Origin of the sequence: Leptolyngbya sp. O-77 (assembly GCF_001548395.1) — a bacterium.
In the GTDB taxonomy this organism is placed as follows: Bacteria; Cyanobacteriota; Cyanobacteriia; order Elainellales; family Elainellaceae; genus Thermoleptolyngbya.
Map to the genome: position 1 here is coordinate 780,090 of NZ_AP017367.1, position 14,751 is coordinate 794,840.

Genomic DNA, 14,751 nt, shown 5'->3' on the forward strand with positions numbered 1-14,751 from the left:
ATCGTCTAAATCCCAGAAACCTAAACTTGATGACCCGGGGTGATGAAGACAAGACTGGTCTTGGCGAGAGCAACGTGAAGGGCGATCGCCCCTCCCCTTCCAGTCGTTATCTCGCTTGTGCGCCGCAAGATTTTCCCGGCTTGCTTTCGGGTCTGATCTCCGGAGTCATCCGTCAGGGACGTGTATCAGGGAAAGGGCAACCCCCTGGTTTTCCGCTCCCATCGGTCACTCACTGGTTCTTCTTGCCTCCCGCTCTTACAATTGGGGGGTGCGTTCTGTCCTCCATAACACAGCTTTTTAACGGACGGGCAAGACGTGTCGCCTGGTCTGAGGTTTTCTCGACATCTCTTGTGGCGAAGGGACGTTTTTGGACGGTTTGCCACGGATTTCGGGAAATATCTGTCCCTAACCCCATTCTTAAAATCTATTTTCAGGTGCGATCGCGCCTGCCATAGTTGCAATTTATACGGGGCATAATGCCTAGCACCAATTAACTGATGGGATCTTTGCTGAAGCAATGGCTGACAAACCCTGGCTGGACTCAGTCCTTGCTGCTGCATGGAATTGATGTCGTATTGGTGCTAATGCTGACCTATATGGTACTGGTGATTATTGGCGATCGCCGCACGCTGTGGATGGTGCGCGGGCTAATCGTGCTGATGCTGGCTTCGGCGCTTAGCAAAGCCTTGAGCCTGCAACTGCTCAGCTTTGTGCTAGAGAAGCTAGTCATCGGGTCTGCGGTGGCGATGGCCTTTATGCTGCAAGCAGAGTTTCGGCGACTGCTGGAGCAGCTTGGGCGCGGCGAAATCTGGCAACTGCTGAAACCTGCGACTGAGGCAATACCCAAATCTGACAGCGTGATTGATGAAATCGTCGATGCAGTCAAAGAACTGTCCCAAAATCGCACGGGCGCACTGCTGATCTTGGAAACCAACCGCCCCATCGACGAGCGCGATTTTTCGGTTCCTGGGGTCAAACTCAACGCCGAAGTTTCAAAGGAACTCTTGCAAACTATTTTTCAAACCTCAACGCTGCTCCATGATGGAGCCGTGCTGATTCGCGGATCGCGGCTGGCCGCAGCAGGCGTAATTTTGCCCCTGTCAGAACGCAGCGCCTCTCGGCAACTGGGCACCCGCCATCGGGCAGCAATGGGAATCACTGAGCGAGTGGAGCAATGCCTCTGTATAGTGGTATCGGAAGAAACGGGTTCAATTTCTCTGGCAGAAGGCGGCATTTTGAACCGTCCCCTGACGAGCAGCAAGCTGCGAGAACTGCTCATTGCCCGGTTTTCTCAGTCGGTCGAGCGTGAACCCGTCGCCCCCCAGTTGCGGAGTTTGGGTCGCCAGTTTATCGATCGGCTCAAGCTCTTTTTGCCTCCTCCCTTTCGCATTTCCAAGTCGGCTTCTCGGAGAAAAAATGACAGCAAAGCCAACCGTTCTTAGAGACCTGCCCGCAGATTTGCAGCAGGAGCGACTGCCCAAACACGTTGCTGTGATTATGGACGGCAACGGTCGCTGGGCCAAACAGCGGGGCTTGCCGCGCATCATGGGTCATCGACGGGGCGTGGACACGCTCAAGGATCTGCTGCGCTGCTGCCGAGATTGGGGCATCGAAGCTCTCACTGCCTACGCCTTTTCGACAGAAAACTGGGGTCGTCCACTGGAAGAGGTGGACTTTTTAATGACTTTGTTTGAGCGGGTGCTGCGTCAGGAACTCCGCGAAATGATGGAGGAGCAGGTGCGGATTCGGTTTGTGGGGGATCTGTCGCGGCTGCCTGCGTCGCTGCGGGCCGAAATCGAGCGGTCGATGGCAGAAACCAGCCAAAATCAAGGCATTCAGTTTTCTGTGGCCACGAACTATGGCGGGCGGCAGGAGATTGTGCAGGCTTGTCGGGCGATCGCCACTCAGGTCGAGCAGGGCAAACTGCACTCCGAAGACATTGACGAGGCGCTGTTTTCTCAGCATTTATATACCCAGGGCACGGTCGATCCAGATTTGCTGATCCGCACCAGCGGCGAAATGCGGATTAGTAACTTCTTGCTGTGGCAGATGGCCTACACCGAGATTTATATTACCGATACGCTGTGGCCCGACTTTGACCGGGCAGAGTTTCACCGGGCGCTGGTGGACTATCAGCAGCGCGATCGCCGCTTTGGTCGTCTCTCTTCGTAAACCTACAATACGCATAGTATGCTTTAGCTGCTTAGTTTTCGATCGGTTGCTGAGTTCACCTGTCCTACTGGCTTCAATCGCGCACTCACTGATGAGACAAATGGCTAACCAAATGCCCACCAGCTCTATATCAGGGCAATTTATCAGGGCAATTTGTCTGGATCTGCAATGCCGTAATTTTCTGGAGTGAACCATGTCAAACCTGCGCGGAATCCTTGGACGATTTTGGACAAATCTGAACTGGGAACTGGTGGATTTACTCACCAATCCAGCGAAAGTCACGCTCTTATTCGTCTTCTTGCTGGCGTTGCTGTGGGTCGTTCCCAAACTCATGCCCGGTTCAAAAAACTGGATTCGGCAGCGAAAATCTCTAAAGCGCCTGCTGATGGGCGCGTTGGTGCTGTATTGGCTGATGGTTTCGCCGCTGGGTGCCGCTGCGCTCACCTATCCACTAGTGACTGCCCTGCCATCGGATTCGGGGCAAACCGCCGATGCCATTGTGGTGTTGACGCGCAACCACCGAGATGAAGGACGACGCTATGAGACAGCCGTGGAACTCTACAAGCAAGGGCGATCGCCCCGGATTTTTGTAACGATGGAGCACAACATGGAGCAGATCGCGGAACTGCTTGAGCAACAAAACATTCCGCTATCGGTTCTAGCAGCGACACGGTGTGCCCGTACCACCAAGGATGAAGCCGAGTCAACGGCGACCATTTTGGGGCCCCAAGGCGTGGAGACGATTATCTTGATCACCGATCCGGCTCATCTGAAGCGGGCAACGTTGACCTTTGAGGGCTATGGCTTCTCGGTCATTCCCCATGCTGAAACTGCGACAATTCCGTCTGCACGGCGATCGCTCTTGGCGCTGCGAGAATATCCTGCCCTGGTCAGCTACCTGTTGCTGGGACGGTTTCACCCAGATTCGCCCGATGCGCTGAAAAATCCGCCCGCTGAACTGCTGGAAAAAGTCCGGGAACGGAGATGCGCGATCGCCCCAAACTAAGCCAGCCATTGCACCAGCAGACTAAAGTTTTCGCCTTGCGCCGCTTAGAGCGCTGATTAACTGATTAATTAGAGCGCTGATCAATCAGAACACCAATCAACGCGATGGGTTTGCAGAAATCCGTCGCGTTTCCGTTTGCGTCGCCTTCAGCATCCTGCCTGCATTACCGCCCAACGCATCACAGCCTAATGCATCACGGCCCGACAAAAATTGCCTCATCCAGATCTCGACGGCTCAAAGAGTATTTGAACGATCGCATCAGATCCTGTCCGTTTTCGCCCGCACCAATGTAGCGAACGGCAATGGAGTCTACATCCATCACAATTTCTGCTTCCCACTGAGGCTTTTGTACATACCAGCAATGTAAATTGTCGCGATCTTGCTGGCAGCCCTGGGAAATGAGCCACTGCTCAATTTCGGGTAGCGGATGATTGTAGAGCGGCGTATCGGCAGGGGGGAGGGACATAAGGGGGTGTGAGGTGTGGGGGATGAGAAACGAAAGGGACAAAGGGGATAAAAAGGCGAGAGAAATGCCTGCGTCAATCTATCAGGGCATCACTCGTGACTTCTGGGTCAAAGTCCACTGGTTCATCATGAGAGACTTCGGGGGGAGAGACCGCAGGGTGGGCTGTGGCCTGGTGAATAATTTCGACCAGGCGCTCAGACTTGAGGCTGGCGATGGTAAGCTCGCCCCGCGAAACGCCCACCGCTAGCACCAGCAGCAGGCAGGCGACAAAGGTAACTCCTAGGATGAACAGGGCAAATAGCTCACCCGCAGACAGGGGGCGATCGCTCGGATCAAGATAAGCGCTTGATCGATAGCGGCGGGCTTCGGAAACGGGACGGTTGAAATTTGCCGGGGTCTGGATGACCGAAACGCGGGAATAGCCGTTTTTCAAGTCATAGGCGGCGCGGCGCTCTGGGCTGCTCAGCGTGGCGTAGGCCTCGTTGAGAGCGTGAAACTTGGCCGTAGCCACGTCGGGCGGCAGTTCTGTCGTGTCTGGGTGGTAGAGCTTGCTCAAGTCTCGATAGGCGCGACGAATCTCTTGCACCGATGCCGTATGGCGCAGTCCCAAAACAGTGTAGTAGCTGGCGGATGGTGGCGTGGGATAGGTCGCATCGGGTGATTGCCCTGGCACTGTAAATCCTCCGGTTTTGGAGCAGCCCCTAGTTTTAGCTGAATATTTTTAACTAATTTTAACCAGATGTCTGGGCGATCGTGCCAGGGGAACGCTTTTGAAGCAGGTCACGGAACCACTGCTCCGTGCGATCGCCCATCGCCTGCATCGAGTAGTGGGCTTCGGCGCGGCGACGACAGGCCGCCCGATCGATTTGCCCCAGCTTGCCCACAGCCGCCACCAGTTCAGCAACCTGATCCGGCTCCACCAGCCAGCCCGTTTCCCCATCGGTGACAATCTCCGACGGCCCGCCCCGGCGGTAAGCAATGACGGGCACGCCGCAGGCCAGCGCTTCTACCGCCACATTGCCAAACGCTTCGACCCATTTGGGAGTCATGACCAGCGCCCGACAGCGGCCCAAGTCTTGCTGCAATTCTTCGGTTGAAAGAAATCCCCGGTACTCGACCGGCGCATCAGGATAGCGCTGCTGGATTTGCTGCCAGTAGGCGGGATCGGGCATTGCCCCCCACACGGAGAGCGGAATCTGGGTTTGTGCGGCGAGGGCGATCGCATCCTCCAATCCCTTTTCGGGAGCCAGCCGCCCCACCCAGCCCAGCCGATGGTCTGGCTCCGCGCAAAACACATAGCGCGACAAATCCAGCCCATTGCCCAGCACGCGAAACCAGCTTGATTCTGGGAAAGTCGCCGCCTGAGCATAGCTGTGGGCAGCCAGAGTGCCCGGAAAGGTGCGGGCAACCTGCTGAATGGCAACATCCATCGCCGCCGACAGCGATCCCATGCTGATCAAATGCGCCACGGGCCGCTGAAAAAAAGGCGTGAGATACAGCGGTAGCCAGTCGTAGGCAAAGTTTACCAGCAAATCGAAGTCATACTGCACTTGGCGGGCATAGTCCCACATATTGCCCAGCACAGACTCCGGCGGCAGGGTAATCGGATCGGTGTAGTGCTGGGTTTGGGCACTGGTTTGCAGCTTGCCAGGAATCTGGGCGATCGCCATTGATGCAGCATCACCCAACTCCGGCAGATGGGAACCCTGCGGCGCGACGATTTGCACCCGGTGGCCCCGCCGGGTCATCTCCATCGCCAGGTTGTACAGCGTCAATTCCACGCCGCCACCTAGCCCCGTGCCCAGCGGTGCAACTGGGGTGGAAAGAAACAGCAGCCGCAGAGCGGAACAGTCGGAAAGGATTTGGGAGGTCATGGGGACGTGGTGAGGAGCGATCGCGCTTGGTCGCAGTCTTGCTGAATTTGCGCCTTCAGTGCGTCGAGCGAGTCAAACTTTTGTTCAGGGCGAATAAACGCCTCCAGGCTGACGATCAGCGTTTTGCCATACAGATCGCCCGCCCAGTCCAGCAGGTGAACTTCTACCCGGCGCTGGGAGCCGTCCACAGTCGGACGATAGCCCAGGTTCATCACGCCGAGTAGGGTTGGTTCTGCCGTTGTGCCTGGGGAATGGGGCACGGCATCTGGCGCGGCAGGGTTATGGAGGCACACCCGCACGGCATACACACCCAGCCGGGGCAAAAACTTTGCTTCGGGCAGGCGCAGATTTGCAGTGGGAAAGCCGAGCGATCGCCCCAACTGCTGCCCCTTCACCACTTCGCCAATGAGCGTGTAGGGTCGCCCCAGCAGCCGCGCCGCGGGCCGCACAAGTCCTTGCTGCAAATAGTCGCGGATGGTGGAACTGCTGACCCGCTCGCCGTCCAGCGTATACATGGGCACGATGTGAACGGGAATGTCGTACCGAGCGGCGATCGCCCGCAAATCTTCCGCTGTACCCGCCCGCTTGTGCCCAAAGCAAAAATTCTCGCCCACGCTAATTTCCTGCGCCGCCAGCGATCGCACCAAAATCTGATCGACAAATGCCTTGGGCGACAGACACGACAGGGCATGGTCAAACGGCAACCGCACCAGTTGCTCCACACCAAGCTGCTTGAGCTGCGCGGCCTTTTCCTCTAGCGGAGTCAGCAAATCGCGGCGCTTGCCCGTAAAAAACTCGCGGGGATGGGGGTGGAACGTTACAACAGTAGGCACAACCACACCTTCACCCGCATGGGATTCGGCCGCGTGAATTGTCTGAAACTGCTGTGCGGACAGCCAAATGGGTTCAATCACAGCTTGATGTCCTGGGTGAACGCCGTCAAAGTTTCCCAGGGCAACGACTGTCGGTTTTTTTACCGTCTCTAGGCAGGAAGTAATCCACACGCTTTACATTCTGACACAGAGCGGCTAAAGCCGAAGTGGAACCCGAACTGTGTCTGCTGGCAAGCGTCATATTTCAATCGCATCAATCGCAAACTCAGGCAGAAACACTGGCTTGTGAAGCGGCGGGTTTGCCGTCCATAGCTTCTGCCGCTTCCGCCAGCACATCAATTTCTAGTCCCTCATAGGCAACAATGCTGTTGGGAAATTGCCTGCGAGTGTCTTCTTGGACGCGATCCATGAAGTCGTCGCTGTGCAGCGGGTCATGGTGGAAGATCACGACTTTCTTGACGTTCGCTGCCTTCGCCACTTTTACCGCTTCCTGCCAAGTCGAGTGTCCCCAGCCAACCTTGCTAGATTTCTCAGAGTAATATTCTTCGTCGGTGTAGGTGGCATCGTAGATCATGACATCCGCGTTGCGACAGAGCCAGAGAACGTTTTCATCCAGCCGATCGGGAAAATGCTCGGTGTCAGTGATATAGGCAACCGCGCGATCGCCCCAGTTAACGCGATAGCCCACCGACTCGCCCGGATGGTTCAGCAGGGCGTTTTCTACCAGCACGTCCCCCACCTGCACCGACTGGCCAATCTCTAGGTCGCAGAAGTTCATATCTGCCCCCATGATTTGCAGCGGCACGGGGAAGTTGGGATGCAGCATCTGGTCATTCAGCCGCTGCTCGATGGTGGAGCCGTTGGGGGCGATCGCCCCATAAATATTGAATTTGTTGCCCTTGACAAAGGCTGGCACAAAAAACGGAAAGCCCTGGATATGATCCCAGTGGGAATGGGTAAAGAACATATTGATCCGCAGCGGCATCTCTCGCAGCAAAGACTGCCCCAGCACTCGCAGCCCCGTACCGCCATCAAAAATCAGCCGCTCTCCAGCGACGCGCATTTCCACACAGGAGGTATTCCCCCCATAGCGCACCGTCTCTGCGCCAGGACAGGCAATACTGCCCCTCACACCCCAGAAATGAATCGTAAACTGGTTTTTCACGCTAGACATTTGTGGTTCTTACTGGACTGACATTGGCCCTGCTACACAAGACCTTCTCGTTGCGTGCGCTATCACCTATGAATGCTTCGGCTCTTGAGGGTTGGTAGTTTCTAGTTGTTCGGCATTTTGAGAATGCAGGTTCCAACAATATCAGTAGTATTAGCATCAGTAGTATCGGCAGTCTCGGCAATATCTGGCAAATATCTGGTAATACTCCTGTGCCACCTACGCCAAAGTCCCCAAAGAACAATTCACCCTGTTTGCACCGTACCCCTTTTGCACCTTGAGCTATCTGGCGGTAGAACCTGGCTCAACATACCACTCACCAATCTATGCCCCATTGTAAAGGGGGAAAGACCGTCCGGCTGCATCCTTGATCCTAGAGTTCCCTCTTCATCATGACATTGCTCTAATTTCACAAGAAATTTTGTTTGCTGCAAATTCATAGAACCAAATTCACAAAAAACTTTCAGCGTCGGTGCAGCACTGGGTTTTGCCCGCGAGGGTGGAAATTTGCGACTGGCTCGTTCATCATGCTTCATTCAGTTGAAGCTGACATCCGCAATTCATAGAAAAAATTCAGATTCTGCGACCTTCTGAACTTTGTTTGAAATTTGATTGAAATTTGTCAAGAAACGAGTGCTGTTCTTTGGCTAACCGATTATCCACCTCGATCCCATACTGCATTTGCTGCATTTGCCCCCATCTCTGCCAAACTGGCCGAGTAACTGCTGGCCAAGCGACTGTAGCCTGGCTCACGGCTGAGCTTGACTCCTTATTCAACCGATAACGTCCAATCCCGGAGATGATGCAAACCGTGGGCACAGGAAAGGTTATATTGCAGCGGCGTAATGGTGATGTAGTGCTGGCGAATGGCCTGGACATCGGTCATCATTTGATTCAGCCATGTTCCGCTGGCTTCGCCGAGCCGGGTTTGCGAAGTCACTACCAGTTCCAGATCTGGCTGCGGCACGTCTTCCAGCAGCTCGCCCGCCAGCCAATAGTAGGTTTTGCCCCTGGGGTCAATTCGTTTTTCAAACTGGTCAATGTAGCGCCGGAGTCCCTGTCGAGTCACGGCTACGCCCGCAATTTTTTCGACAGGCACAGCGGGCACGTTGACATTCAGCAGCATTGGCTGGGGCAGCGGGTTGGCGCTCAAGTAAGCAACGAGCCGCTGGGCAAAGTTGGCAGCAGGCTGAAAATCTTTTGAGGAGAAGCTGGTGAGACTGAAGGCAATGCCAGTCACACCTTCAATAACACCTTCCATCGCCGCCGAAACCGTCCCCGAATACAACACATCTGTACCCAGATTGGAGCCGTGGTTGATGCCCGACAGCACCATGTCGGGGGGATTGTTGAGGAGCGCTCCCAGCGCCAGCTTTACGCAGTCAGACGGGGTGCCCGAACAGGCCCAGGCCGTGACGCTGGGCTGGAAAACGCCTTCGACTTGCTCTGCCCGAATCGGTTTGTGGAGGGTTAGCCCATGCCCAGTGGCCGACCGCTCTCGGTCGGGGCAGACGACGGTGATTTGATGCCCTGCTTGGGCAAGGGTGTTTGCCAGGGTGCGAATTCCTAAAGAAAAAATTCCGTCATCGTTGCTGATTAAGAGGTGCATAGTGGTTTGATTGAGGGTAGACCCATTCAGAATTATGAAAGCGATTGGCTGGCTTATCCATTACTATTCTTCCTCTGCTATTCTCCGCTTTCGCCATGCTTCTATCGTGGAGAGCAATTGTAAGGGATGAAGCTCGGTAAACTATCGGTAAACTAGGGTAAGAGGGATTTAGCGTCGTGCTGAGTATGGCTCTTGAAGACTCTCGCGAAGAGATTGTTCTTCTGGATTGTTTCAGACGACTTTTCCCCGATCCTTTGTTAGATATCTTTTCCAGACAACCCGCCAGATAATCCGCCAGACAACCTGTATGACCACCCAGTTGGTAGAGCTAGAAACTCAGTTGACGACGTTGCAGCAAGAAGCCGAAGGGGCGATCGCCGCTGCTGCTTCCCTCGAAGATTTAGAACAACTCCGGATCAAGTATTTGGGCAAAAAGGGCAGTCTGTCGCAAGTGCTGGGCGGCATGGGGCGGCTGAGCGCTGAAGAGCGTCCTCGCATTGGGGCCCTGGCCAACGAGGTCAAGGAAGTCGTGCAGACGGGGCTGGATCAGAAAAAGGCGGCACTGCAAGCGGCCCAGATCGAAGCCCAACTGGCCGCTGAAACGCTGGACGTGACTATGCCCGGAACGTTCCGTCCTCAGGGGCGCAACCATCCCCTGACCAGTACTATCGACCGGGTGCTCGATATTTTTGTGGGTCTGGGCTATACCGTAGCCCAGGGCCCCGAAATGGAAACCGACTACTATAACTTTGAGGCCTTGAACACGCCCGCCGACCACCCAGCGCGGGACATGCAAGACACGTTCTATCTGCCGGATGGCAACCTGCTGCGAACCCATACGTCTTCGGTGCAGATTCGCTATATGGAGGCGAACGAACCGCCGATCCGCGTGGCCGCTCCGGGGCGGGTCTATCGGCGGGATACAGTGGATGCGACCCATTCAGCGGTGTTTCACCAGATTGAAATTCTAGCGGTGGATGAGGGACTGACCTTCACCGACCTACGCGGTACGATCAAGACTTTTCTGGAAGAAATGTTCGGCGAGATTGAGGTGCGCTTTCGCCCCAGTTTCTTCCCCTTCACAGAGCCATCGGCGGAGGTCGATGTGCGCTGGCGGGGACGCTGGCTCGAGGTGCTGGGCTGCGGCATGGTCGATCCCAACGTGCTAAAGGCAGTTGGTTATGACCCGGAAATTTACACGGGCTTTGCGGCCGGCTTTGGGGTGGAGCGGTTTGCGATGGTGCTGCACCAGATGACCGACATCCGCGACCTGTATAAGAGCGATCTACGCTTTTTGCGGCAGTTTTAGTCTGGCAAGTCACGGTCTAAGTTGGCGGTTGAACCGTGCTTGCTCTGCCGAACTTGCGCCATCAAACTTGCGCCGTTGAACTTGTGCCGTCGAACTTGTGCCGTCGAACTTGCTGTGCCTGCCATGCTTTCCAATTGTGCGGTCAGATTGTGCTGTTGCAGCGAGCTGTTGAAGTGGGCTGTTGAAGGGGCTGTTTAAGTGGGCTGCCAAAACATGGCGGCAGAATGTTACGTTTATTAACGTTGGGAGCGTAAATTTCTAAGACGACCATGCGTTTACTTCGAGCGTTGCTGGGTCTGGTATTTGGGCTGTGGGTGGGGCTGATGGGGTTGCCGCAGGGAGCGATCGCCGCTAGTTCTGCTGCCATTCGCGCCTACGACGACGTAGAAGCCACCACCAAAAACTTTGCAGGGCAACAGTTGATTCAAGCTGAATTTGCCAATGCTCAGCTTGCTGGGGCAGACTTCAGCGGTGCTGACCTGCGCGGGGCCGTGTTTAATGGCTCCACGCTGACAGGGGCCAATTTGCAAGGTGTAGACATGACCGATGGCATTGCTTACCTCAGCAATTTTGCAGGAGCAGACCTGAGCAATGCCGTGCTGACTTCTGCCATGCTGCTGAAAAGCAACTTCAAGGGCGCAAAGGTTGACGGGGCAGACTTTAGCTTCGCCATGCTGGATCGAGAGCAGGTGCTACAGCTCTGCAAAACGGCATCGGGTGTGAATCCCGTGACCGGAGCCGACACGCGAGAATCGCTGGGCTGCAAGTAGAATTCTCTAGTCGTCTTGAGCTTGTTTTTCGACTGCATCCCTCACCGACCAAATGCCCTTTAGCTTGGTCAATTGGGTGACTGAAAGAACTGCTGAAGATTGCTGCGGGGCTGGTTCTTTTGCAAAAACTGGGTTGCCGCGGCAGCTTCTAGCGGGCGACTGAAGAGATAGCCCTGCATTTCCTCACACTGGAGCGATCGCAGCTTGGCGAGCTGGTCTACTGTTTCCACACCTTCGGCGACGACATTCAAATTTAGCCCCTGCCCCAGCGCCACGATTGCCGCCACGATCGCCGCATCGTCTGGGTTAACTGTGACATCCTTGACAAAGGATTGGTCAATTTTTAGCGTGTGGAGCGGAAACTGCTTGAGATAGCCCAGCGACGAGTAGCCCGTACCAAAATCGTCCATCGCAATCCGCACCCCCATTTCCTGTAGCTCGTGCAGCAGCGTGGTAGTGGATTCTACATTCTGCATCGCAGCCGTCTCGGTAATTTCTAGCTCTAGGCTGGTTGGCGGCAATTCGGTTTCTTGCAGGATGCTGGCGATCGCGCCCACCAGATTGGGCTGCTGCAACTGTCGTGCCGATAGATTCACCGCGACTCGCAGTGGGCTGAATCCAGCTTCATGCCACTGCTTATTTTGCAAACAGGCCGTGCGAAGCACCCAAAACCCAATAGGGACGATCAGCCCATTTTCTTCTGCCAAACCAATAAAGGTCTGGGGTGCAATCAGCCCAAGTTTGGGATGAGTCCAGCGCAGCAGTGCCTCCATCTGAATGATTTCGCCCGTCAGAACATTGACCTGGGGCTGGTAGTGGAGGGTAAATTCCTGGCGTTCTAGCGCGTAGTGCAGGCTGCTATCGAGGACGAGGCGCTCTGTGGACTGGCTGGTAATCGCGGGCGTGTAAAACTGGTGATTATCGCGCCCGTGCCCTTTGGCCAGGTAGAGGGCGGCATCGGCATTTTTTAGCAGCGTTTGGGCATCGGTGCCGTGGTCTGGAAACAGGGCAATGCCCATGCTGCATGTGATGTGTAGCTCGTGGTTATCGACGCAGAAGGGAGGGCGCAGAGTCTCCGAAATTCGCTCGGCGATGCGACTGGCATCCTGGGGTGACTTCAGATTGGGCAGCAGCAGGGTAAACTCGTCGCCGCCCCAGCGGGCGATGGTGTCTTCTTCGCGCAGGCAGCAGGTAAGACGCTGGGTGGTCTGTTCTAGAAGGCGATCGCCCACGGCATGACCCAGCGTATCGTTGATGGTTTTGAACCGATCTAGGTCAAGAAAAACAACGGCAAACGGCTCCTGTCCCTGGCGGGCACGAGACAGCATGAGATATAGATGGCGATTGAACATCATGCGGTTGGGCAGGCCCGTGAGTGCGTCGTGAAAAGCCTGGTAGCGCATTTTCTCTTCGGTGCGCTGACGTTTGATTGCACCGCCCAAACTGGCGGCGATCGCCCACAGGCTTGATTCTTCACTCGCCGACCATTGCCGCTCAGCGTGGCAGTCATCCAGTCCGATATACCCCCAAAACTCGTCTTCAATAAAAATTGGCACCATCAGCGAAGATAGGACTCCAGCCTGGGTGAGAGCCGTTCGTTCTGGCTGGGGAAAGTTTCGCGTGATGCCCTGGATGGATTTTCCCTGCAAAAACTGGTTGTGCCAGCGGTTGAGTTCGTGTAAACGGTAGGGTTGGTTTTGCCAGTCGGATGTGCAAGGGGCAACGGCCTCTTGCACCCACTCGTAGCGGAGGCTAAAAGCCAGCTCACCCGTGATGGGGTGGGGATGATTTTCGGCGATAAAAACCCGATCGACCCGCGCAGCCTTACCCAGAATGGCGATCGCTTGAGAGATGGCTATCGATAAATCCTCATGGGTGAGCAGGCAATTTGCGGCCTGAGCAACCCCCTGCAACAAGTTGTCGCGATTCAGCAGTTCTAGTTCTGCCTGCTTGCGTCGGGTAATGTTTTCCACGGTTCCTTCAAATCGAATCAGGTTCCCCGCCGCATCGTACAGCGCTCGCGCCGACTCCGAAATCCAGATTACGCTGCCATCCTTACGATACACTTCCGACTCAAACCCCTGAACTTCGCCCTTGGCCTGCATCAGCCGCACAAACTCTGCCCGACGCTGTGGATCTACATAGAGTTGCTGCTCGATATTGGTCAAATTCGCCATCAGGTCGGCGGGCGACTCGTAGCCATACAGCCTTGCCAGCATCGGGTTGACCATCAGATATTGCCCATCGGGCGTGCTTTGAAAAATCCCCTCCACCGCGTTTTCAAAAATGCCCCGATATTTGGCTTCGGCGGCTTGCAGGGCCGCATCTGCCCGCGCCTGCTCGATGGCAATGCCTGCCAGCGGTGCGGCAATTTCTAGGAGTGACCAGTCCGCTGGGGTCGGTGTACGGGGGGCACGGCTATGGGCGGCAATGCTGCCCAACACGTTACCCTGAGAGGAGAGAATTGGCAGCGACCAGCAAGACACCAGCCCAAACGAACGAGCAAAGTCTCGATAATCTTCCCAGAGGGGGTCTTGGTAGACATCAGGGATAATCACGGGCGATCGCCGATACATCGCCATGCCGCAGGAACCGGCCTTTGGGCCAATCTGCACGCCGACGAGTTGTTTGACATAGGTATCAGGCAGGCTGTTGGTGATGCCGTTTTCGATCCGCTGCCCCGCCGCATCGAGCAACAGGATAGAGCCGATCAGCCCGCTGGTTTGAGCTTCAATCACCTGGAGCAGCAGTTTTAGGGCGTGTCATCAATTAAGCCAAATAAGGGCAGCCGCCATGTAAATTGCACTCAGAAACGTCTCGGCTAACTTGTCATAGCGTGTCGCAATCGCTCGATACTGCTTGAGTTTGGCAAAGAAGTTCTCAATCAGATGCCGCGCTTTGTATAGCTCCTTGTCGTAATCACGCGGTGTCTTGCGGTTTCGCTTGGGCGGAATCACAGCCGTCTTGCCCTGTTGTTGGAGTCGCTCAATCACCCGTTGGTCTGCGTCATATCCTTTGTCAGCCAGGACTGTATCAGCTTGAATATTCTCTAGCAGCACATCAGCCCCATCAAGGTCACAGGTCTGCCCGGGTGTGAGGTGAAAGCCTGTCGGATTGCCCAGTGCATCGACAGTCGCATGAATCTTGGTGCTCAATCCCCCTTTACTACGACCAATGGCTTGGGCATTGGCATCCCCCCTTTGCCCCAGCACTATGCTGATGAGCACGCACAATCGTGGTGTCGATCATGGCGTATTCGTTGTCTGCATCTTCAGACAGCACCTGAAACACCCGTTGCCATACGCCCGTCTTTGCCCAGCGCCGAAAGCGGGTGTGAACCTTGCGAAAATGACCAAACCGCTCTGGCAAGTCTCGCCAGGGAATGCCGGCTCGATATCGATATAGCACTGCCTCGACAAACAGACGATTATCCTTTGCTGTGACTCCTACCGCCCCCGCTCGTCCAGGGAGCAAATCTTGGAGCCGTTCCCATTGGTCATCGCGCAGGGCGTAGCGTCGGGTTGTCATAATCGTCAGATAG

The 14,751-nt window shown here is 55.5% G+C and carries 13 protein-coding genes; 5 read left to right on the forward strand and 8 right to left on the reverse strand.

The annotated features are described in order from the left end of the window. Positions 1 to 497 precede the first annotated feature (497 nt). From cdaA to O77CONTIG1_RS03340, 3 genes are all read left to right on the forward strand, one after another. On the forward strand, positions 498 to 1,442 hold the full coding sequence (gene cdaA, locus O77CONTIG1_RS03330; RefSeq protein ID WP_068508049.1) for a diadenylate cyclase CdaA: 945 nt from the start codon (positions 498 to 500) through the stop codon (positions 1,440 to 1,442). Continuing rightward, on the forward strand, positions 1,417 to 2,172 hold the full coding sequence (locus O77CONTIG1_RS03335; protein ID WP_068508051.1) for an isoprenyl transferase: 756 nt from the start codon (positions 1,417 to 1,419) through the stop codon (positions 2,170 to 2,172). The genes cdaA and O77CONTIG1_RS03335 overlap by 26 nt, the downstream gene beginning before the upstream one ends. Positions 2,173 to 2,365: 193 nt before the next feature. Further along, entirely contained in the window at positions 2,366 to 3,178 is an 813-nt protein-coding gene (locus O77CONTIG1_RS03340) for a YdcF family protein (protein WP_068508053.1), read from the forward strand. Positions 3,179 to 3,371: 193 nt separating this feature from the next. On the opposite strand, the gene O77CONTIG1_RS03345 is transcribed toward O77CONTIG1_RS03340, so the two are convergent. The 6 genes from O77CONTIG1_RS03345 to surE all read right to left on the reverse strand — a co-directional run bounded on the left by O77CONTIG1_RS03345 (position 3,372) and on the right by surE (position 9,131). Next, positions 3,372 to 3,644 carry a DUF3143 domain-containing protein gene (locus tag O77CONTIG1_RS03345; RefSeq protein ID WP_068508055.1) on the reverse strand — a complete coding sequence of 91 codons (273 nt, stop codon included), beginning with the start codon at positions 3,642 to 3,644 and terminating at the stop codon, positions 3,372 to 3,374. Positions 3,645 to 3,717: 73 nt separating this feature from the next. Then, positions 3,718 to 4,317, reverse strand: a complete 600-nt coding sequence (locus O77CONTIG1_RS03350) for a J domain-containing protein (RefSeq protein WP_068508057.1) — start codon at positions 4,315 to 4,317, stop codon at positions 3,718 to 3,720. 58 nt (positions 4,318 to 4,375) lie between these two features. Beyond that, positions 4,376 to 5,518, reverse strand: coding sequence for a glycosyltransferase family 4 protein (locus O77CONTIG1_RS03355; RefSeq protein WP_068508059.1), 1,143 nt, complete (start codon positions 5,516 to 5,518; stop codon positions 4,376 to 4,378). Beyond that, a complete protein-coding gene (locus O77CONTIG1_RS03360) occupies positions 5,515 to 6,522 on the reverse strand; it encodes a bifunctional riboflavin kinase/FAD synthetase (protein WP_068508061.1) in 1,008 nt (335 codons plus the stop codon). The genes O77CONTIG1_RS03355 and O77CONTIG1_RS03360 overlap by 4 nt, the downstream gene beginning before the upstream one ends. Before the next feature lie 94 nt (positions 6,523 to 6,616). Beyond that, the gene (locus tag O77CONTIG1_RS03365) at positions 6,617 to 7,525 is read right to left on the reverse strand and encodes an MBL fold metallo-hydrolase (protein WP_068508063.1); all 909 of its coding nucleotides are present in this window, start codon (positions 7,523 to 7,525) and stop codon (positions 6,617 to 6,619) included. Between the two features lie 766 nt (positions 7,526 to 8,291). Continuing rightward, positions 8,292 to 9,131 (reverse strand): 5'/3'-nucleotidase SurE, encoded by an 840-nt coding sequence (gene surE / locus O77CONTIG1_RS03370; protein WP_068508065.1) that lies wholly within the window; start codon positions 9,129 to 9,131, stop codon positions 8,292 to 8,294. A 307-nt stretch (positions 9,132 to 9,438) separates the two neighbouring features. Here surE and pheS point away from each other — a divergent pair, with 307 nt between their 5' ends. After that, positions 9,439 to 10,440, forward strand: a complete 1,002-nt coding sequence (gene pheS, locus O77CONTIG1_RS03375) for a phenylalanine--tRNA ligase subunit alpha (protein WP_068508068.1) — start codon at positions 9,439 to 9,441, stop codon at positions 10,438 to 10,440. A gap of 269 nt (positions 10,441 to 10,709) precedes the next feature. Beyond that, a complete protein-coding gene (locus O77CONTIG1_RS03380; protein ID WP_068508070.1) occupies positions 10,710 to 11,210 on the forward strand; it encodes a pentapeptide repeat-containing protein in 501 nt (166 codons plus the stop codon). A gap of 68 nt (positions 11,211 to 11,278) precedes the next feature. Here O77CONTIG1_RS03380 and O77CONTIG1_RS03385 read toward each other — a convergent pair whose 3' ends face one another. Then, entirely contained in the window at positions 11,279 to 13,948 is a 2,670-nt protein-coding gene (locus O77CONTIG1_RS03385; RefSeq protein ID WP_068508072.1) for an EAL domain-containing protein, read from the reverse strand. Positions 13,949 to 13,975: 27 nt separating this feature from the next. After that, positions 13,976 to 14,738 (reverse strand): IS5 family transposase gene (locus O77CONTIG1_RS23250; protein WP_410503480.1). Its coding sequence is split into 2 segments (ribosomal slippage): positions 13,976 to 14,392 and positions 14,394 to 14,738, totalling 762 coding nucleotides; the frame shifts between segments, so codons are not numbered across the junction. Positions 14,739 to 14,751 lie beyond the last annotated feature (13 nt).